Here is a 17,148-nt window from a genome sequence, read left to right as displayed (position 1 = left end):
GGTCCTCAGGCGCCGCAGTCCCGGCAGATCGGGTTGCCGTTCTTCTCGCTGTACAGCTGGCTGCGGTGGTGGACCAGGAAGCAGCTCATGCAGGTGAACTCGTCGGCCTGCCGGGGAAGCACGCGGACGGACAGCTCCTCGTTCGAGAGGTCCGCGCCGGGGAGCTCCATGCCCTCGGCGGCTTCGAACTCGTCGACGTCGACAGAGCTTCCGCCCTTGTCGTTCCGCCGAGCCTTGAGCTCCTCGATGCTGTCCTCGTTGAGCTCGTCATCGGTCTTGCGTGGGGTGTCGTAGTCGGTAGCCATATTTCGCTCTCCCCCTCCGGGTTGTGCGGTGTGTGCGGTATCTCCAGCGCACGTAACGCATGGGGGGTCGGTCTTGTGCCCGACCCGAGGCGGAGATTTTGCCTTACTTCAAGCCCCGTTACTCAATCGACACTCAGCCGGGGGTCCGTTGGGGTGATCGACTCGGATGTCGGGGGCCTCACGCTGGGCCATCGCCGCGCCGCCCGGGCGCCCGCGCGAAGAACACGGAGAGTGATCGGCATCCCGCGGGGCACCCGCCGATTCCCTTGCCCACCAGGGAAGGGGGTCAATCCTCCGCAGCGGAGTCGATCATCGATCCGATCACGGACGGCGATCATCGACCGCGCGGTCATGATCACGCTCCGAGGTCGGGCCGCATCGCGGAGCGACACGGTGTGACCTTGCTCACGTTCTGAATCTTCCCGGGCAAAACATGGGAAATCCGCCCAACCGGAGCGCTTCGCTCCGTGACCCTCCGGTGCCCGGGGTTCGTGTCCGGCACACCGGTCGGCGGGCGGCCCCGGGGCCGCCCGCCGTTCCGTCCGGCGCGCTGTCCGCCGCCTCCGGTGCCCCGGGCTACTTCGCCGCCTGGCGGGCCGCCCGGCGGGCCAGCAGCGCGGCCTGCCGCTCGTCGAACTTGGTCGCCTGGGCGTCCAGCCCGGCGAGGAAGAGGCCGAGCTCCTCCTGGGCCCGCGCGCCCTCCGGGCCGAGGCCGTCGATCTCCATCACCCTGAGGTGGCGCAGCACCGGCTGCAGCACGTCGTCGTGGTGGATGCGCAGGTTGTAGACGCCGCCGATGGCGATCTGGGCGGCGGCCCGCTCGAAGCCGGGGATGCCGTGGCCGGGCATCCGGAAGTCGGTCACCACGTCGGCGATGGCCCGCATGGCCTGGTCCGGGGCGATCTCCAGGGCGGCCTTCAGCAGGTTCCGGTAGAAGACCATGTGCAGGTTCTCGTCGTTGGCGATCTTCGCGAGCAGCTGGTCGCAGAGCGGGTCGCCGGCGAAGTGGCCGGTGTTGCGGTGCGAGATGCGGGTCGCGAGCTCCTGGAAGGCCACGTAGGCGACCGACTGCAGCATGCTGTGCGCGTTGTCGGACTCGAAGCCCTCCGACATGTGCGCCATCCGGGCCCGCTCCAGCTCGACCGGGTCGACGGCCCGGGTGGTGAGCAGGTAGTCGCGAATGGCTATGCCGTGCCGGCCCTCCTCCGCGGTCCAGCGGTGCACCCAGGTGCCCCAGGCGCCCTCGCGGCCGAACATGGTCGCGATCTCGTGGTGGTAGCTCGGGAGGTTGTCCTCGGTGAGCAGGTTGACCACCAGCGAGACCCGGCCGAGCGGGGTCACCTTGGACTGCCCGAGCTCCCACGCCTCGCCGCCGAGGACGCCGTCGAAGTCGCGGCCCTGGCTCCACGGGACGAACTCGTGCGGCATCCACTCCTTGGCGACCTTCAGGTGGCGGTCGAGCTCCTTCTCCACGACCTCTTCGAGGGCCAGGATCAGCCGGGCGTCGGTCCAGGTGCTCGAACCGAGCGAGGCGCTGCGCTGCACGGGGGCGATGGTCACGAGTCTGGCTCCTGGGGGGGACGGGCACGCGCGGGACGGGCGCGTTGGGACGGGCACGTCGGCTACGCACTTACGGTTGCGTAGGTTACGACACCGTAAGTTGCTCGGGCCGCAAAAGACAAGCCGCCCCCGCCAGGCCTTATGTCTTTTTGACAGGCCTGACGGGGGCGGCTCGGAACGGTCGGCGCACGGAGCTCCGCCGACGGGACGGCGGGGACGGGCCCCGAGGGGGTCGTGACGGCCCCTGGCGGGGGCAGGAGGGCCCGCGGCGACTCCCGGCGGGCCCAGGGACGCGGCTCAGATCCCGGGGATGCGCACGCGCATCGTGAGGCCGCCGCCGGAGCGCGGGGTGGCCTCGATGGTGCCGTGGTGGGCACGGACCACCGAGCGGACGATCGAGAGGCCGAGGCCCACTCCCTTGTCGCTGCGGGTCCGGTCGGCGCCCTTCACCCGGCGGAACGGCTCGAAGATGTGCTCCAGCTCGTACCCGGGGACCACCGGGCCGGTGTTGGAGACGACCAGCTCGCCCCCGCCGGGCACCGGGGCGGTGGTGATCTCCACCCACCCGCCGGCCGTGTTGTAGCGGACGGCGTTCTGCAGCAGGTTGAGCGCGATCCGCTCCAGCAGCACCCCGTTGCCGGCGACCGTCGCCGGGTGGAGCGTCGCGCGCAGCTCGACCTCGCGGTTGACGGCCTCGGCCCGGGTCTGCTCCAGGGCGCGGGTGGCCACCTCGGAGAACTCCACCGGGCGGCGGTCGGTCAGCTCGTTGTCGCTGCGGGCGAGCAGCAGCAGGCCCTCCACCAGCTGTTCGCTGCGCTCGTTGGTGGCCAGCAGGGTCTTGCCGAGCTGCTGGAGGTCGTTCGAGGCGCCGGGGTCGGAGAGCTGGACCTCCAGCAGGGTGCGGTTGATCGCCAGCGGGGTGCGCAGCTCGTGCGAGGCGTTGGCGACGAAGCGGCGCTGGGAGTCGAAGGAGCGGTCGAGGCGGTCGAGCATGTCGTCGAAGGTGTCGGCCAGCTCCTTGAGCTCGTCGTCCGGCCCGTCCAGCTCGATCCGGCGGTGCAGGTCGGAGGTGGCGACCTCGCGGGCGGTGCGGGTGATCCGGCCCAGCGGGCGCAGCACCCGGCCGGCCATCGCGTAGCCGGCCGCGAAGGCGATCACGGCGAGGCAGACCAGCACCGTGAGGGACTTGCGCAGCAGCGTGTTGAGGGCGGTGTCGGAGGCGGTCTGGTGCCGGTTGGCGAGGAACTGGTTGAACTGCTCGGGGGTCATCACCACGCCGTTGACGGTGGTGCCCTTCTCGAAGATGAAGGGCGGCGGCGCGACGTCGTGCAGGGCCTGGCGGAGGAAGAAGTACATGAGCAGCAGCAGGACCACGCCGGCCATCAGGAACATCCCGCCGTAGAGCAGGGTGAGCCGGATCCGGATGGTGGGGCGGAAGGGCATCCAGGCGAGCATGCCGTCGCCGGGGACGTAGGTGGTGTCGTGCGAGGGGCGGTGCAGCCGGGGGGCGCGCGGGGGGTGAACGGGCTTCGGCGGCACGGGCCGGGGTCCTGCGGCGCGCCCGCCGACGGGCGCGCCGGAGGGCCCGCCGGCCGGGGGCGGGGTGGTCATGGTGGTCCTCTCGGGGCGTCCGCCGCTGCGGCGGGCGCGATGGGGCCGGCCCCGGGGGGCCGGTGCGGTCAGATCCGGTAGCCGGAGCCCGGCACGGTGACGATCACCGGCGGGTCGCCGAGCTTGCGGCGCAGCGTCATCACGGTGACGCGGACGACGTTGGTGAACGGGTCCGTGTGCTCGTCCCAGGCCTTCTCCAGCAGCTGCTCGGCGGAGACGACGGCGCCGCCGGCCCGCATCAGGACCTCCAGGACGGCGAACTCCTTGGGGGCGAGCTGGACGGGGCGGCCGTCGCGGATCACTTCGCGGCGGCCGGGGTCGAGCGAGATGCCGGCCCGCTCCAGGACGGGGGGCAGCGGGACGGTGGCGCGGCGGCCGAGGGCCCGGACCCGGGCGACGAGCTCGCTGAAGGCGAACGGCTTCGGGAGGTAGTCGTCCGCACCGATCTCCAGGCCCTCGACGCGGTCGCTGATGTCACCGGAGGCGGTCAGCATGATCACCCGGGTGGCCAGGCCCTGGTCGACGACGCTGCGGCAGACGTCGTCGCCGTGGACCAGCGGAAGGTCCCGGTCCAGCACGACCACGTCGTAGTCGTTGACCGCGATGCGCTGGAGCGCGGCCTCCCCGTCGTACACCACGTCGACGGCCATCGCCTCGCGGCGCAGGCCGGTGGCGACTGCCTCGGCGAGCAACTGCTCGTCCTCGACGACGAGAACCCGCACGGTCGTTGTCCCTTCTCCAGGCCGGCCCCGGAAGCGGACGCGCGGCTCCGACGGTGCCCCCATCCTGCCTGGTCCTGCGGTAAAGCAGCGATAAGCTGCCCCGGAGGCACCGCTGGGCGGACGCCGGGCAACGGTCCGGTGACGGTTCGGGTCTCCACCAGTCCGGTTGGACTGTGACGCGGGCAACTTTCTCGCCCGGGGAGGTTTCCCCGCCCCGGGGGCGGGGAGGACAGCTGCACACCCGCGATCTGGCTGTAGGCCGATCGCACCCACCCGCCGTGCGTTCATCCGCGCCGGCCCTGGGGCTGGGGCGTCACCGGGAGCGGCCGAGGGCCGTCTCCGCGCCCGACCGGAAATCTTCACCGCCCGGCTCGGACGCTTCCGCTGGCCACCACGACCTCGGGGCGGGGGACGCACGACCGTGCACGTCCGACACAGTAAGGGGGCCCGTATGGACGCCTTCACCGCCGGAATCCTGCAGCGCATCGCCAACGCCGAGCAGGACCTGCACCGCGCGATCGAGGCCGGGGACGAATTCCTGGCCGAGGTGGAACAGTCCGAGCTGGACGACCTCCGCCGGCTCGCCGCCGAACACGGCGTGGACACGGTGCTGGAACGCCACCGCACCGCCGCCTGACCGTAACCCGACCCGACGCCGGTCCTCCGGCACCAGCGGCCCTGAGGGGGTCGTGCGAAAACCCAGGCCCTGGCATCCCCCGTATGCCAGGGCTCTTCGCTGTCCGGGGGCGGGCCGGCGAAGCCTGGTGCCCCGCCCGGTCCGGGCGGGCGTCGGGGGCGGGCGGGGCGTCGGGGGCGGACCGGTCAGTCGGCCCAGGCGCGCAGGGCGGCGAGGCGCTCCTGGAGCGGCTCGTAGACGCCGGGCGCGGCGGCCACGGTCAGCGCGCCGTCCGGGCCGTGGCCCGGACGGCCGCCCACCAGGGCGCCGGCCTCGGTGGCGATCAGGCAGCCCGCGGCCCGGTCCCACGGGGCCAGCCCGCGCTCGTAGTAGCCGTCCAGCCGGCCCGCGGCGACGTCGCAGAGGTCCACCGCGGCGGCGCCGCCCCGGCGGATGTCGCGGACCTCGGGCATCAGGGCCAGCAGCACCTCGGCCTGTCGGACCCGCACGGGCTGGACGTAGTTGAACCCGGTGGCGATCAGCGCCTGGCCCCACGGCGGCGCCGGGCGGGCGCCGACCGGCGTGCCGTCCAGCAGCGCGCCGCGGCCGAGGACCGCCTGGAACAGTTCGCGGCGAGCCGGGGCGAGGACCACTCCGACCACGGCGCGCCCGTCCAGCTCGGCGGCCACGCTGACCGCCCAGGAGGGCAGTCCGTAGAGGTAGTTCACGGTGCCGTCGAGCGGGTCGACGACCCAGCGGACCCCGCTGCCTCCGGGCCGCTCGGCACCCTCCTCGCCGAGGTAGCCGTCCTCGGGGCGGCGCTCGGTGATCAGTTCCAGGATCAGCTTCTCGGAGGCCAGGTCCATCTCGGTGACCACGTCGACGGGGCTGCTCTTGGTGCCGGCCACGCCCAGGTCGGCGGGGCGGCCGTCGAGCAGCAGGGCGCCGGCCCGGCGGGCGGCGTCCAGGGCGACGTCGAGCAGCTCGTCGAGCAGCGCGGGGTCGGGCGCGGTGGGGCCGGGCGCGGCGGGGCTGGTCACGAAGGTCTCCTCGGATTCGGTCAGCGCTCGGCGGCGGCCGGGCGGGGGGCGCGCGGGTTGGGGCAGCAGGCGACCGCGCAGACGTCGTGGCCGGGCCCCAGCGCCCCGAGGGCGCAGCGGGTCACCGGCTCGCCGCGCTCGGCGGCGGCGCGCTCCAGGACGAGTTCGCGGACGGCGGCGGTGAACCGGGGGTCGGCGCCGACGGTGGCGGCCCGGGCGACCGGCAGCCCGAGTTCGGCGGCCTTGGCCACCGCCTCGGTGTCCAGGTCGTACCTGACCTCCATGTGGTCGGAGACGAAGCCGATCGGGACCATCACCACGGCCGGGGCGCCGTCGGCGTGCTGCGCCTCCAGGTGGTCGCAGATGTCCGGCTCCAGCCAGGGGGTGTGCGGGGCGCCGCTGCGGCTCTGGAAGACCAGCTCCCAGGGGCGGTCCCGGACGCCGGTGCGCTCGGCGACGGTGGCGACGATCAGCCGGGCCACGTCCAGGTGCTGGGCGACGTACGCGCCGCCGGGGCGGCCGCGGGCCGGGTCGTCCGGGGCGCCGGAGGTCTCGGCCATGGAGTCCGGGATGGAGTGGGTGGTGAACGCCAGCCGGGCGCCGTCGCGGACGTCCTCGGGCAGCGCCGCCAGGGCGGCGAGGGTGGCCTCGGCCATCGGTTCGACGAAGCCGGGGTGGTTGTGGAAGTGGCGCAGTTTGTCGACGGCGGGCACCGGGAGGCCCTCTGCGGCGAGCGCGGCCAGCGCGTCGGCGAGGTTCTCCCGGTACTGGCGGCAGCCGGAGTAGCCGGCGTAGGCGCTGGTGGCGAGGACGGCGATCCTGCGGTGGCCGTCGGTGACCATCTCGCGCAGGGTGTCGAGGAGGTAGGGCGCCCAGTTCCGGTTGCCCCAGTAGACCGGCAGGCCGAGGCCGTGGTCGGCGAAGTCCTTGCGCAGCGCGGCCAGCAGTTCGCGGTTCTGCTCGTTGATCGGGCTCACGCCGCCGAACAGGAAGTAGTGCTTGCCCACCTCCCGCAGGCGTTCCTTCGGGATTCCGCGGCCGCGGGTGACGTTCTCCAGGAAGGGGACGACGTCCTCGGGGGCCTCGGGCCCGCCGAAGGAGAGCAGGAGCAGCGCGTCGTACGGGGCGGCGCCGGTGAGGGAGGTGTTGCGCGCGTCGGACATGGCACCGATCCTGCCACTGCGGGACGGATCACCTGTGGCGGGGCCGCCACCGGGTGCCCGGAAAAATCCCGTTTGCCAAGGTTCGTAGGCTGTCTAGACCGGCCTCGTTCCTTACCCCCTGCGGAGCTCCCGTGCTGTCCAGCTACCGCCAGATCTTCGCCGCACCCGGCAGTCTGGCCTTCTCGTCCACCGGGTTCATAGCCCGGCTGCCGATCTCCATGACGGGCATCGGCATCGTCACCATGCTCTCCGAGCTCAGAGGCTCCTTCGGCGTGGCCGGGCTGGTGTCCGCCACGATGGCGGTGTCGGCGGCGGTCCTGGGACCGCAGGTCTCCCGGTTGGTGGACCGGCACGGACAGCGCCGGATCCTGCTCCCCGCCACCGCGGTCACCGTCGCCGCCGCGATCGGGCTGCTGCTCTGCGCGCGGCTGGGGGCGCCGACCTGGACGCTCTTCGTCTTCGCGGCCGGGATCGGCGTGATGCCGAGCGCCGGGGCCATGGTGCGGGCCCGCTGGGCGCACCTGTACCGGGACCAGGCCCCGAGGCTGCACACCGCCTACTCGTTCGAGGCGGTGGTCGACGAGGTCTGCTTCATCGTCGGGCCGATCCTCGCCGTGACGCTGGCCACCTCCGTGTTCCCGGAGGCGGGCGTGCTGCTCGCCGGGATCTTCCTGACGGTGGGCGTGGTGCTGTTCGCCGCGCAGCGGAGCACCGAGCCGCCGGTCCACCCCTCCGCCGGGCACACCGGCACACCGGTGATCCTCAACCGGGGCCTCCAGGTGCTGATCATGACGTTCGTGGCGACCGGCGCGATCTTCGGATCGGTCGAGGTGGTCACCGTCGCCTACGCCAAGGCCCAGGGGCACACGGCGGTCTCCAGTGTGATCCTGGCGCTCTGGGCGCTCGGCTCCTGCCTGGCCGGGGTGGTGTTCGGGACGCTGAAGCTGACCGGGTCGATGGCCGGCCGGTTCCTCGGCGGGGTCGTGTTCATGGCGGTCAGCATGGTTCCGCTCCTGCTGGTCGCCGAATCGGTGAGCGGGGTCGGCGGGCTGGTGGCGGTCGGCGGCGCGCTGCTGATCGCGGGCATCGCGATCTCCCCGACGCTGATCACCGCGATGGCGCTGGTGGAGCGGCTGGTCCCGGCCGCCAAGCTGACCGAGGGGATGACCTGGACGACCACCGGGCTGGCCCTCGGCGTGGCGGTCGGCTCCTCGGCCGGCGGCTGGGTCGTCGACGCGGCGGGGGCGGCCGCCGGGTACTGGGTGCCGCTGACGGCCGGGGCGTTCGGCGTGGTCGCCGCGCTGGCCGGACTGGGCCGGCTGCGGGCGGGGCTGGCCTCGCAGGAGGCCGAACCGCCGGTCGCCCGGACCGTAGACCTCGAACGGTGACCTGACTTACCCTCCTCCCTACCCGCGGCCTACCCGCGGGTAGGGACCCAGGTGCGCCGACGCCGTTCGGCCACGGAGCAGGAGGCGCCGCAATGCCCCAGGCCAGTACCGCTGCCCGCACCCGCTGGACCAACTGGGCGGGCAACCAGAGCGCCCACCCGGCCCGGTCGGTCACCCCCGGCACGGCGGAGGAACTGGCCAAGGAGATCCTGCGCGCCGCCGACCAGGGCAGGACCGTCAAGGCGGTCGGTTCCGGCCACTCCTTCACCTCGATCGCCTCCGCCGGGGACGGCGTCCTGGTCCGCCCGCACGCGATGACCGCCGTCCGGGAGGTCGACCGGGAGAACGGCACGGTCACCGTCGAGGCCGGGCTCCCGCTGCACCGCCTCAACCGGCTGCTCGCCGCGGCCGGCCTCTCGCTGACCAACATGGGCGACATCGAGGTGCAGACCGCGGCCGGCGCCACCGGCACCGGCACCCACGGCACCGGCCGGGACTCCGGCTCGCTCGCCGCCCAGGTCCGCGGGCTGGAGATCGTGCTCGCCGACGGCAGCGTCCGGCGCTGCTCCCCCACCGAGGACGCCCGGCTGTTCGAGGGCGCCCGGCTCGGCCTCGGCGCCCTCGGTGTGATCACCGCCCTCACCTTCGCGGTCGAACCGGCCTTCCTGCTCACCGCACACGAACAGCCGATGGGCTTCGACGAGGTGCTGGAGCGGCTGGACGACCTGACCGCCGTCAACGAGCACTTCGAGTTCTACTGGTTCCCGCACACCGACCGCTGTTCGACCAAGCGGAACAACCGCAGCCAGGGTCCGGCCGCCCCGCTGCCCCGGTTCAAGGAGTGGCTGGAGGACGACTTCCTCTCCAACACCGTCTGGGAGGGCGCCTGCCGGGTCGGCCGCCGCTTCCCGGCCGCCGTGCCGACGATCGCCGCGGTGGCGAGCCGCGCCTGGTCGGAGCGCAGCTACACCGACGCCGCGTACCGGGTGTTCACCAGCCCCCGCACGGTCCGGTTCACCGAGATGGAGTACGCGGTGCCGCGCGAGGAGGTCGGCGGGGTGCTGCGCGAGCTGAAGGCGATGGTCGAGCGGTCCGACTGGCGGATCAGCTTCCCGGTCGAGGTGCGGTTCGCGCCCGCCGACGACGTGTGGCTCTCCACCGCGCACGGCCGGGACACCGCCTACATCGCCGTCCACCTCTACCGGGGCACCGCCGAGCAGGGCTACTTCACGGCGGTCGAGCAGCTGATGACCGCCCACCGGGGGCGGCCGCACTGGGGCAAGCTGCACACCCGGGACGCCGGGTACCTCGCCGAGGCCTACCCCCGGTTCGCGGACTTCACCGCGCTGCGCGACGAGGTCGACCCGGAGCGCCGGTTCGGCAACGACTACCTGCGCCGGGTGCTGGGGGCGTAGCCGCCCGGCGCGCGCGCCGCCCCTACCGGCCCGGCTGCCCCTGCTCGCCCTGCTGCTCCGGCGCCGCCGGGACGGGGGCCGGCGGCGGGGCGACTGCGGTGCCCGGGGCCGACGGCTTCGGGCTCGCACCGCCGGACGGCCCTGCGGAGGACCCGCCGCCGGACGGCGCGGACGGCCCGCCGGAGGGGCGGGCGGAGGGCGTCGCCCCCGGGGTCCCGCTCGGATCGGGGCCGGGGCCCGCGCCGGGGGACCCGCTTCCGCTCCCCGCCCCGGCACCCGCGCCCGGGCTCGCTCCCGGGGTCGTCCCCGGGGTCGTCCCCGGACTCGGACGCTCCGTGGCGCCGCCGTCCCCGCCCGCCGAGGGCGAGGACCCGGCGCCGCCGCCCGCCCCGGGGGACGGGACGGAGGAGGGGACGGAGGACGGGCCGCCGCCCGGGGAGCCGCCGTCCGACGGGGCGGACTGCTTCCGGTCGACCGTGCCGCCCAGCGAGGTGCCGGTCCCCGACCCGCCCTTCACCGTCGCGGACACCGGCTGGCCGGTGGCCAGCTCGAAGGCCAGTATCGGCACCATCGCGAGCGTGAAGACCAGCGCGGAGACCGTCGCGTACGACTTCCAGGTCCAGCGCCGGCGCGCCCGGACCACCTGCGGGGAGCTCCACTCCGCGGAGGGCGGAGCGGCGGGTGCCGCGGATTGCCGGTCGGATTGCCGGTCGGAGTACCTGCCTGGGTGCCGGGCGGTGGGGGCCGTCGGCGCCGGACCCGGTTCGGGCACCTGCCGCAGCCCGTTCGCCACATGGCCCGGCGCGGCGGTCCGGTCCACCGCCCCGCGCAGCTGCTCGCCGGTCCGCTTGAAGAGGTGCTGGAACAGCGCGCCGCCGGTGGTCGCTCCGATACTCACCACGGCCGCACCCAGAATGGTTCCGTAGACCCCGAGTTCGGACGCGAGTACCGCCCCCACCACGGTGGCCAGCGCACTCGCCGCGACCTGAGCGACACTCAGATCAATTCGCCTGCGACCTTCCTTGCCGCCCTCCTCGGCGGGCCTCTCCTCCGGCATCTACATCCCTCGGGTCAGTACGACTGTCTTTCGAACAAGTCACTCCATCTTGCCCAAAGAAGGACACAAGGGTCGAAAATGCGGTTCTGCGCGGGAGATATATGTGAAGATGATCACCGTTCACCGGGCGATCCTCGGCCATTGGGGTCGCACGCTCTTGAGATTCCCGTGAATCGCGGGAGACTTGAGCGGCGAGCCGCCCCTGCGGTTGCCACGAATGGAGTACTGTTCGTAAAGCCTGAGCCTTGGGTCGACTTGTCGACTGCCCATCAACTGGGCGGAACGACAAGGAGCCACGGAACAGGCACGCACGGCGACGCCCGTCCCGGACCGTCGCGTCACTGCTCGTGCGAGGACGGCCGGGACACCCAGGCGCGACGTCGACGGATGGCGTGGCAAAAAGGCAACCGTGCCACAGCGGCGTGACCGGGCGTAAGCCCGACACGCCGGGGAACTCAGCAAGGTTGTGGCCAGTCGCGAGCGGGCAGGCCACACTCAGTACGGGAGCAGCGACGCAGGTGACGTCGGCAGGCACCACCCGGGAGGTAACCGTGCCCGAACTGCGGGTTGTGGCCGTCAGCAACGACGGCACACGGCTGGTGCTCAAGGCCGCCGACAGCACGGAGTACACCCTCCCCATCGACGAGCGGCTGCGCGCCGCCATCCGTGGTGACCGTCCGCGCCTCGGCCAGATCGAGATCGAGGTGGAGAGCCACCTCCGCCCGCGGGACATCCAGGCCCGGATACGAGCCGGTGCCTCCGCCGAGGAGGTCGCGCAGGCGGCCGGCATCTCCGTCGACCGCGTCCGCCGATTCGAGGGTCCGGTCCTGGCCGAACGTGCCTTCATGGCCGAACGGGCCCGGAAGACCGCGATCCGCCGGCACGGCGAATCCTCCGGCCCCCAGCTGGGCGAGGCGGTGGCCGAGCGGCTGGCGCTGCGCGGCGCGGAGAAGGACACCGAGCGCTGGGACTCCTGGCGGCGCGACGACGGCACGTGGGAGGTCATCCTCTCCTACCGCGCCGACGGCGAGGGCCGCAGTGCGGCCTGGACGTACGACCCTCCCCGGCGGCTGGTGCAGCCCAACGACGACGAGGCCCGCGCGCTGATCGGCGAGAACGTCGAGCGCGAGGAGGAGTCGATCTTCCCGTTCATCCCGCGGATCGCCCGGCTCCCCCAGGACCGGCCGCCGCGGCCGATGATCGACCGGCCCTCCGCGGACCGGATCATGTCGTCCCGCGAGGTGCGCGAGTCCCGCGAGGCGACGGCCGAGGCCAGGGACTCGCTGACCAGCCTGCTGGACGTCGTCCCGGCGTTCCGGGGCGACCTGGCGGTCGGCGCTCCGCCGTCGATCGAGCCGGTGCCCGCCGAGGTCGCCGAGGAGGCCGAGGAGCCGGCGGCCGCCGCTCCGGCGGTCGGTGCGGGCTCCGCGTACGCGGACATCCTGATGCCGCGCGCGGTCGCGCCGCACCGGGAGCGCCTGGTCGGCACCACCGACCGGCAGGCCGAGGCGGACGGCGTGCGGCCCGGACGCCGGGCCACCGTGCCGAGCTGGGACGAGATCGTCTTCGGCAGCCGGCGCAAGAAGCAGGAGTAGCACCCGCAGGTACGACGACGTGAAGGGGCGGGAGGCCGTGGCCTCCCGCCCCTTCGTCGTGCCGCCCCGCCGGGACCGGCCAGTCGACAGCGGCCCGGCGGGACCGGCCCGCAGGAACCGGAGGTCGGGCCCGGCCCGGCGGGGTGCGGAGCCTGATCAGCCCGGCTGGTCGGTGACCGCGACCGGACGCGCCTCGTCACCGGACCACTCGCTCCAGGAACCCGGGTAGAGGGTGGCCGGCAGACCGGCCACCGCCAGGGCGAGGATCTGGTGCGCGGCCGTCACCCCGGAGCCGCAGTAGACGGCGGTCTCCCGCTCCCCCGCACCCAGCGCCCGGAACCGGGCGGCGAGTTCGGCGGGCGCCAGGAACCGGCCGTCCGGGCCGACGTTCCCGGTGGTCGGCGCGGAGACCGCACCCGGGATGTGCCCGGCCCGCGGGTCGATCGGCTCGGTCTCGCCCCGGTAGCGCTCCCCCGCGCGGGAGTCCAGCAGCAGGCCCTCGCGGGCCCAGGCCGCGGCGCCGTCCGCGTCGACCGTCGGCAGCTGCCCCGGGACCGGCTTGAAGTCACCCTCCCCGGGGGGCGGCAGCTCGGTGGTCACCGGCAGACCGGCCGCCTGCCAGGCCGCGAAGCCGCCGTCCAGCACCCGGACGTCCGGGTGGCCGGCCCAGCGCAGCAGCCACCAGGCGCGGGCCGCGGCCAGCGAGGTCGCACCGTCGTACACCACCACCGGGCGGTCGGCACCGACACCGAAGCCGCGCAGTGCGGCGCCGAACTCCTCCGGGTCGGGCAGCGGGTGGCGGCCGCCGCGCCCGGGCGGACCGGCCGGGGCGGCGAGCTCCTCGTCCAGGGCCACGAAGTGGGCGCCGGGCAGGTGGCCGGCCGTGTAGTCCTCGATCCCGGGCGGGCCGCCGAGCTGCCAGCGCACGTCGAGCAGCACCGGCGGGCGGGCGGAGCCGAGAGCCTCCTGCAGCGCGGTCACCGAGACCAGCGGGGAGTCATCGTGATTGGTGGTCATGGCGGCCATTCTGGCGCAGCGCGACCGGGCCGGTGCTCTTTGTCCGGTCTTTGCCGGACTTTCCGCGCGGCCCGAGGGTTCGATCCGCGCCACGGTGGAAGCATCACCCTCACTGCGCCGTTTCGTGCGCCTACCGCCCGTGAGGAGACTGTCATGCCCGCGGTGACACTCCGGCTGGCCCAGGGCACCCCGTGCTGGGTCAGCCTGATGACCGACGACCTGCCCGGCGCCCGGGCGTTCTACGGCGGACTGCTCGGCTGGAGCTTCGCACCGGGCCCCGCCCAGCTCGGCGAGTACGTCCGGGCCCGGCTCGGCGAGGAGCCGGTGGCCGGACTCGGCGAGTCCTCGGTGACGGGCTTCCCCGTGCAGTGGACCACGTACTTCGCGGTGGACAGCGCGGACCGCGCCGCCCAGGCGGTGCGGGAGTGCGGCGGGACGGTGGCGGTCGGACCGCTCCAGGCCGAGCGGGCCGGGCGGCTCGCGATCGCCGCCGACGTCTCCGGCGCGGTCTTCGGGCTCTGGCAGGGCGAGGAGCACCCGGGCCGGGAGACCGGCCGCGAGCCGGGCGGCCCGGCCTGGGCCGAGCTGCTCACCCCGGACGCGGACGGGGCGGCCGGCTTCTACCGCGCGGTGCTCGGGGTGTCGACGGCGCCGGCCGACGGCGGTTCGGCCCTGCTGGTGGGGGGCCGGCCGGTGGCCGGGATCCGCCGCGGCGCGGAGCTGCGCGGCCACCCGCCGCGCTGGCGCGCCCACTTCGCCGTCCGGGACGTCGAGTCGACGGCGCTCCGGGCGGTGGAACTCGGCGGCCGGGTGCTGGTCCCGCCGCAGCAGACGGTGCGCGGCCGGGCGGCCCGGCTGGCCGACCCGCGGGGCGGCCACTTCTCCGTCCTGGAGGCCTGAGGCGCGGCCCGGCCGGGTCCGGCGGAGAGGGCCGGGGACCTCCCGGGCCTGCTGCTCCCCGGGTCTGCTGCCCCCTAGGCCTGCTGCTCCCTAGGCCTGCTGCTCCTCGAAGGGGAGGACGTCCGGGGAGAGGACGGAGGCGCGGGCGGTGGCGGCGGTGAGCCGGCGGCGGTGGTGGCGGCGGCAGAGCACCTCGTAGCCGACCTCGTCCTCGCGGACCGAGATGTCGCCGATCACGACCTGGGCGCCCTCGACCACCATCACGCCGCCGACGGTGCGGGCGTTGTGGGTGGCCCGGGCCCCGCACCAGCAGAGCGCCTCGACCTGGAGCACCTCGACCCGGTCCGCCAGCTCGATCAGCCGCTGCGAACCGGGGAAGAGCCGGGTGCGGAAGTCCGTGGTGATCCCGAACGTGTAGACGTCGATGCCGAGTTCGTCGACCACCCGGGCGAGCTGGTCGACCTGCTCGGCGGCGAAGAACTGGGCCTCGTCGCAGATCAGGTAGTCGACCCGGCCGCCGGCCGAGAGCCGGTGCACGACGTGGGCGTGGAAGTCGAAGTCGTCCGCCACCTCGACCGCGTCGGCGCGCAGGCCGAGGCGGCTGGAGATGGTGGCCTTTCCGGCCCGGTCGTTGCGGGTGAGGATGATCCCCTGCCGGCCGCGGGCGGCGTGGTTGTGGTCCATCTGGAGCGCGAGCGTCGACTTGCCGCAGTCCATCGTCCCCGAGAAGAACACCAGTTCAGCCATGGGTGGTGCAGAGGCCTTTCAGATCGGGGGAGTTCAGCTGCGGACTTCGAGCAGCGGCACGAACTGCTCGACCGGGGTCATCGAGCCGTGCAGGCCGATCATCGCGGACTCGCCGGGTTCGTTGCGGGAGGCGGTGATCGCGATGTCGTCGCGGGCGGCGGCGACCACGTCCCCGATCCGGTGGTAGACGCGGTCGTCCACGACCGGGCCGAACCAGCCGGCGGCGATCGCCTGGTCGCGGGTGGCCACCCACATCCGGTCGCCGAGCACCTCGCTCCAGACCGTGTGGACGTCGGCGGCCGCGCCGGGGACGGCGTAGACGTGCCGGGCGCGGCCCTCGCCGCCGAGCAGCGCGACGCCGGCGCCCAGCTCCCAGTCCTCGTCGAAGTCGATCCGGTCCTCCGGGGCGATGTCGATCATGCCGTGGTCGGCGGTCACGTACATCGCCGAGCGCGGGGGCAGCTGTTCGGCGAGCCGGCGGGCCAGCCGGTCGACCGCGTCCAGGGTCATCCGCCACTCGTCGGAGTCCACACCGAAGCGGTGCCCGGCGCCGTCCAGTTCGCTGACGTACGTGTAGACCAGCGCGCGGTCGTGCTCGGCCAGCCAGGCGGCGGCCAGGTCCATCCGCTCCTCGCCGGTGGTGCGGCCGAGGAAGCTGCCGCCGGAGAGCGCCACCCTGGTGAGCGGGGTCTGGGCGAACAGCGGGGAGGAGACCTGGGCGGTGGCCACCCCGGCGGCGTGGGTCTGCTGGAAGACGGTCGGGTACGGCTGCCAGGCGGCCGGGTCGGTCGGCGGCTGCCAGCGGAGCTGGTTCATCAGGTGGCCGGTGCCGGGGACCGCCACCGTGTAGCCGGCCAGGCCGTGCAGGCCGGGCGGGGTGCCGGTGCCCACCGACGCCAGCGAGGTGGCGGTGGTGGACGGGAAGCCGGCGGTGAGCGGGCGGCCGGTGCCGCCGAGCGAGCCGGCGGTCAGCGAGGAGAGGAACGGCGCGTACTCGGGGTGGCGCAGCAGCAGCTCCCAGCCGAGGCCGTCGACCAGGAAGACCACCACGCGGTCGGCGGGCGCGATCGGCAGCGTCGCGGCGAAGCCGGGGACGCCGAGGCCGGCCGCCACCGAGGGCAGCAGGTCGCAGAGCGAGCCGCTGCCGTAGGGGGGCGCGGGGGCGGTGGCCGGGTCGAGGAGTTCGAAGGCGTCGTAGCCGTCGGGGGCGAAGGACATGGTGGCGGGGGTGGCTTCCTGGCTGGCCGGCGCGGCCCGGGCGCGGTGGCGGGGGCCGCGGCGGGGCGTGCGTCGGTGCGGGTCGGTCCGGGGCGGGGGTCCGCTCCGCGGCGGTCCGGTGGGTCCGTCCGGTGGGTGGGTCCGTCCGGTGGGGGTCCGTCCGTCCGGACGGACCGGGCCGGGTGGACCCGGGATCAGCCCCGGGGGCCGGTGCTGATCGTCGCCTCGGAGAGCGCCCGGGCGAACACCAGCGCCTGGGCGACCGTCTCGGGGCCGTCGCCGGCCTCGCTGACCCGCAGCGACAGGTCGTCGGCGGTGGCGGAGCCGGTGTAGCCGTGGTCCGCCTCGCAGTTGGCGTCGGAGCAGCCGGCCGGTTCGAGGTCGAGGCGCTGGACGGCACCCCAGCCGATGGTGAGGACGACCTCGCGCGGCAGGGTGCCCGGGGTGTAGGTCTCCGGGTTGGCGACCATCCGGCTCACCACGACGGAGTTGATCCGGTCCAGCCGGACGCTCTCGGTGGAGGTGGTCGCGAACGGGACGGCGGGGGTGGTCGCGTCGCCGGTCTGCTCGTCGGTGTGGCTCACCACGAACCGGGTGGGGGTGAGGACCAGCACGGTGACGTGCCGGCGGACCTCGTTGGCGTCGAAGGTGGTCTCCTGGTGCACCAGGTAGGAGCTGATCGGCTCGGGACCCACCGCGGACTCCACCGCCTCCGACACCAGGGCCGGGTAGTAGCCGCTGCGCTCGATCGCGGAGCGCAGGTCCTGCGTGGTGGTGGTACCGGTCTTCGCCAT

Annotated in this window: 16 protein-coding genes; 5 read left to right on the top strand and 11 right to left on the bottom strand. The window is 74.1% G+C overall.

Annotated elements, in window-relative coordinates; genetic code table 11:
- Positions 1 to 5: 5 nt before the first annotated feature.
- From OG550_RS25690 to OG550_RS25675, 4 genes are all read right to left on the bottom strand, one after another.
- The gene (locus OG550_RS25690; protein ID WP_327681335.1) at positions 6 to 305 is read right to left on the bottom strand and encodes a DUF4193 domain-containing protein; all 300 of its coding nucleotides are present in this window, start codon (positions 303 to 305) and stop codon (positions 6 to 8) included.
- A 576-nt stretch (positions 306 to 881) separates the two neighbouring features.
- Complete coding sequence (locus OG550_RS25685; RefSeq protein WP_327681333.1) at positions 882 to 1,865, bottom strand: acyl-ACP desaturase; 984 nt, start codon at positions 1,863 to 1,865, stop codon at positions 882 to 884.
- Between the two features lie 297 nt (positions 1,866 to 2,162).
- Positions 2,163 to 3,476 carry a sensor histidine kinase gene (locus OG550_RS25680; RefSeq protein ID WP_442906077.1) on the bottom strand — a complete coding sequence of 438 codons (1,314 nt, stop codon included), beginning with the start codon at positions 3,474 to 3,476 and terminating at the stop codon, positions 2,163 to 2,165.
- Positions 3,477 to 3,544: 68 nt separating this feature from the next.
- Complete coding sequence (locus OG550_RS25675; protein WP_148642660.1) at positions 3,545 to 4,198, bottom strand: response regulator transcription factor; 654 nt, start codon at positions 4,196 to 4,198, stop codon at positions 3,545 to 3,547.
- A gap of 451 nt (positions 4,199 to 4,649) precedes the next feature.
- Between OG550_RS25675 and OG550_RS25670 the strand changes: the two genes are divergently transcribed.
- Positions 4,650 to 4,835 carry a hypothetical protein gene (locus OG550_RS25670; protein WP_030301315.1) on the top strand — a complete coding sequence of 62 codons (186 nt, stop codon included), beginning with the start codon at positions 4,650 to 4,652 and terminating at the stop codon, positions 4,833 to 4,835.
- Positions 4,836 to 5,020: 185 nt separating this feature from the next.
- On the opposite strand, the gene OG550_RS25665 is transcribed toward OG550_RS25670, so the two are convergent.
- Together OG550_RS25665 and OG550_RS25660 are read right to left on the bottom strand one after the other, a co-directional pair.
- The gene (locus OG550_RS25665) at positions 5,021 to 5,854 is read right to left on the bottom strand and encodes an inositol monophosphatase family protein (RefSeq protein ID WP_327681329.1); all 834 of its coding nucleotides are present in this window, start codon (positions 5,852 to 5,854) and stop codon (positions 5,021 to 5,023) included.
- Between the two features lie 20 nt (positions 5,855 to 5,874).
- Positions 5,875 to 7,017 carry a ferrochelatase gene (locus OG550_RS25660; RefSeq protein ID WP_327681327.1) on the bottom strand — a complete coding sequence of 381 codons (1,143 nt, stop codon included), beginning with the start codon at positions 7,015 to 7,017 and terminating at the stop codon, positions 5,875 to 5,877.
- 131 nt (positions 7,018 to 7,148) lie between these two features.
- On the opposite strand from OG550_RS25660, the gene OG550_RS25655 reads away from it, so the two are divergent.
- Both OG550_RS25655 and OG550_RS25650 read left to right on the top strand, forming a co-directional pair.
- Entirely contained in the window at positions 7,149 to 8,405 is a 1,257-nt protein-coding gene (locus tag OG550_RS25655; protein ID WP_327681325.1) for an MFS transporter, read from the top strand.
- A gap of 92 nt (positions 8,406 to 8,497) precedes the next feature.
- A complete protein-coding gene (locus OG550_RS25650; RefSeq protein WP_327681323.1) occupies positions 8,498 to 9,820 on the top strand; it encodes a D-arabinono-1,4-lactone oxidase in 1,323 nt (440 codons plus the stop codon).
- 22 nt (positions 9,821 to 9,842) lie between these two features.
- On the opposite strand, the gene OG550_RS25645 is transcribed toward OG550_RS25650, so the two are convergent.
- The gene (locus tag OG550_RS25645; RefSeq protein ID WP_327681321.1) at positions 9,843 to 10,718 is read right to left on the bottom strand and encodes a hypothetical protein; all 876 of its coding nucleotides are present in this window, start codon (positions 10,716 to 10,718) and stop codon (positions 9,843 to 9,845) included.
- Between the two features lie 677 nt (positions 10,719 to 11,395).
- Here OG550_RS25645 and sepH point away from each other — a divergent pair.
- Positions 11,396 to 12,472: a septation protein SepH gene (gene sepH / locus OG550_RS25640; RefSeq protein ID WP_327681320.1), complete on the top strand. Its 1,077-nt coding sequence runs from the start codon at positions 11,396 to 11,398 to the stop codon at positions 12,470 to 12,472.
- 156 nt (positions 12,473 to 12,628) lie between these two features.
- On the opposite strand, the gene OG550_RS25635 is transcribed toward sepH, so the two are convergent.
- Positions 12,629 to 13,489 (bottom strand): sulfurtransferase, encoded by an 861-nt coding sequence (locus OG550_RS25635; protein WP_327681318.1) that lies wholly within the window; start codon positions 13,487 to 13,489, stop codon positions 12,629 to 12,631.
- Between the two features lie 153 nt (positions 13,490 to 13,642).
- Between OG550_RS25635 and OG550_RS25630 the strand changes: the two genes are divergently transcribed.
- A complete protein-coding gene (locus OG550_RS25630; protein WP_327681316.1) occupies positions 13,643 to 14,389 on the top strand; it encodes a VOC family protein in 747 nt (248 codons plus the stop codon).
- A gap of 90 nt (positions 14,390 to 14,479) precedes the next feature.
- Here OG550_RS25630 and OG550_RS25625 read toward each other — a convergent pair whose 3' ends face one another.
- From OG550_RS25625 to OG550_RS25615, 3 genes are all read right to left on the bottom strand, one after another.
- Positions 14,480 to 15,136 carry a thymidine kinase gene (locus OG550_RS25625; protein WP_327681314.1) on the bottom strand — a complete coding sequence of 219 codons (657 nt, stop codon included), beginning with the start codon at positions 15,134 to 15,136 and terminating at the stop codon, positions 14,480 to 14,482.
- 33 nt (positions 15,137 to 15,169) lie between these two features.
- On the bottom strand, positions 15,170 to 16,354 hold the full coding sequence (locus OG550_RS25620; RefSeq protein WP_327681312.1) for an alkaline phosphatase family protein: 1,185 nt from the start codon (positions 16,352 to 16,354) through the stop codon (positions 15,170 to 15,172).
- Positions 16,355 to 16,548: 194 nt separating this feature from the next.
- Positions 16,549 to 17,148 (bottom strand): DUF5998 family protein, encoded by a 600-nt coding sequence (locus OG550_RS25615; protein WP_327681311.1) that lies wholly within the window; start codon positions 17,146 to 17,148, stop codon positions 16,549 to 16,551.

This window comes from Kitasatospora sp. NBC_00458 (assembly GCF_036013975.1).
In the GTDB taxonomy this organism is placed as follows: domain Bacteria; phylum Actinomycetota; class Actinomycetes; order Streptomycetales; family Streptomycetaceae; genus Kitasatospora.
The sequence above is the reverse complement of the archived record's forward strand: the minus strand, read 5'-3'. Positions and strand labels throughout refer to the sequence as shown.

Excerpts from the sequence above, each read along its gene's own strand:
- OG550_RS25690 (WP_327681335.1), bottom strand. The coding sequence starts at position 305 with ATGGCTACCGACTACGACACCCCACGCAAGACCGATGACGAGCTCAAC.
- OG550_RS25680 (WP_442906077.1), bottom strand. The coding sequence starts at position 3,476 with ATGACCACCCCGCCCCCGGCCGGCGGGCCCTCCGGCGCGCCCGTCGGC.
- OG550_RS25670 (WP_030301315.1), top strand. The coding sequence starts at position 4,650 with ATGGACGCCTTCACCGCCGGAATCCTGCAGCGCATCGCCAACGCCGAG.
- OG550_RS25660 (WP_327681327.1), bottom strand. The coding sequence starts at position 7,017 with ATGTCCGACGCGCGCAACACCTCCCTCACCGGCGCCGCCCCGTACGAC.
- OG550_RS25650 (WP_327681323.1), top strand. The coding sequence starts at position 8,498 with ATGCCCCAGGCCAGTACCGCTGCCCGCACCCGCTGGACCAACTGGGCG.
- OG550_RS25635 (WP_327681318.1), bottom strand. The coding sequence starts at position 13,489 with ATGACCACCAATCACGATGACTCCCCGCTGGTCTCGGTGACCGCGCTG.
- OG550_RS25630 (WP_327681316.1), top strand. The coding sequence starts at position 13,643 with ATGCCCGCGGTGACACTCCGGCTGGCCCAGGGCACCCCGTGCTGGGTC.
- OG550_RS25625 (WP_327681314.1), bottom strand. The coding sequence starts at position 15,136 with ATGGCTGAACTGGTGTTCTTCTCGGGGACGATGGACTGCGGCAAGTCG.
- OG550_RS25620 (WP_327681312.1), bottom strand. The coding sequence starts at position 16,354 with ATGTCCTTCGCCCCCGACGGCTACGACGCCTTCGAACTCCTCGACCCG.
- OG550_RS25615 (WP_327681311.1), bottom strand. The coding sequence starts at position 17,148 with ATGGCGAAGACCGGTACCACCACCACGCAGGACCTGCGCTCCGCGATC.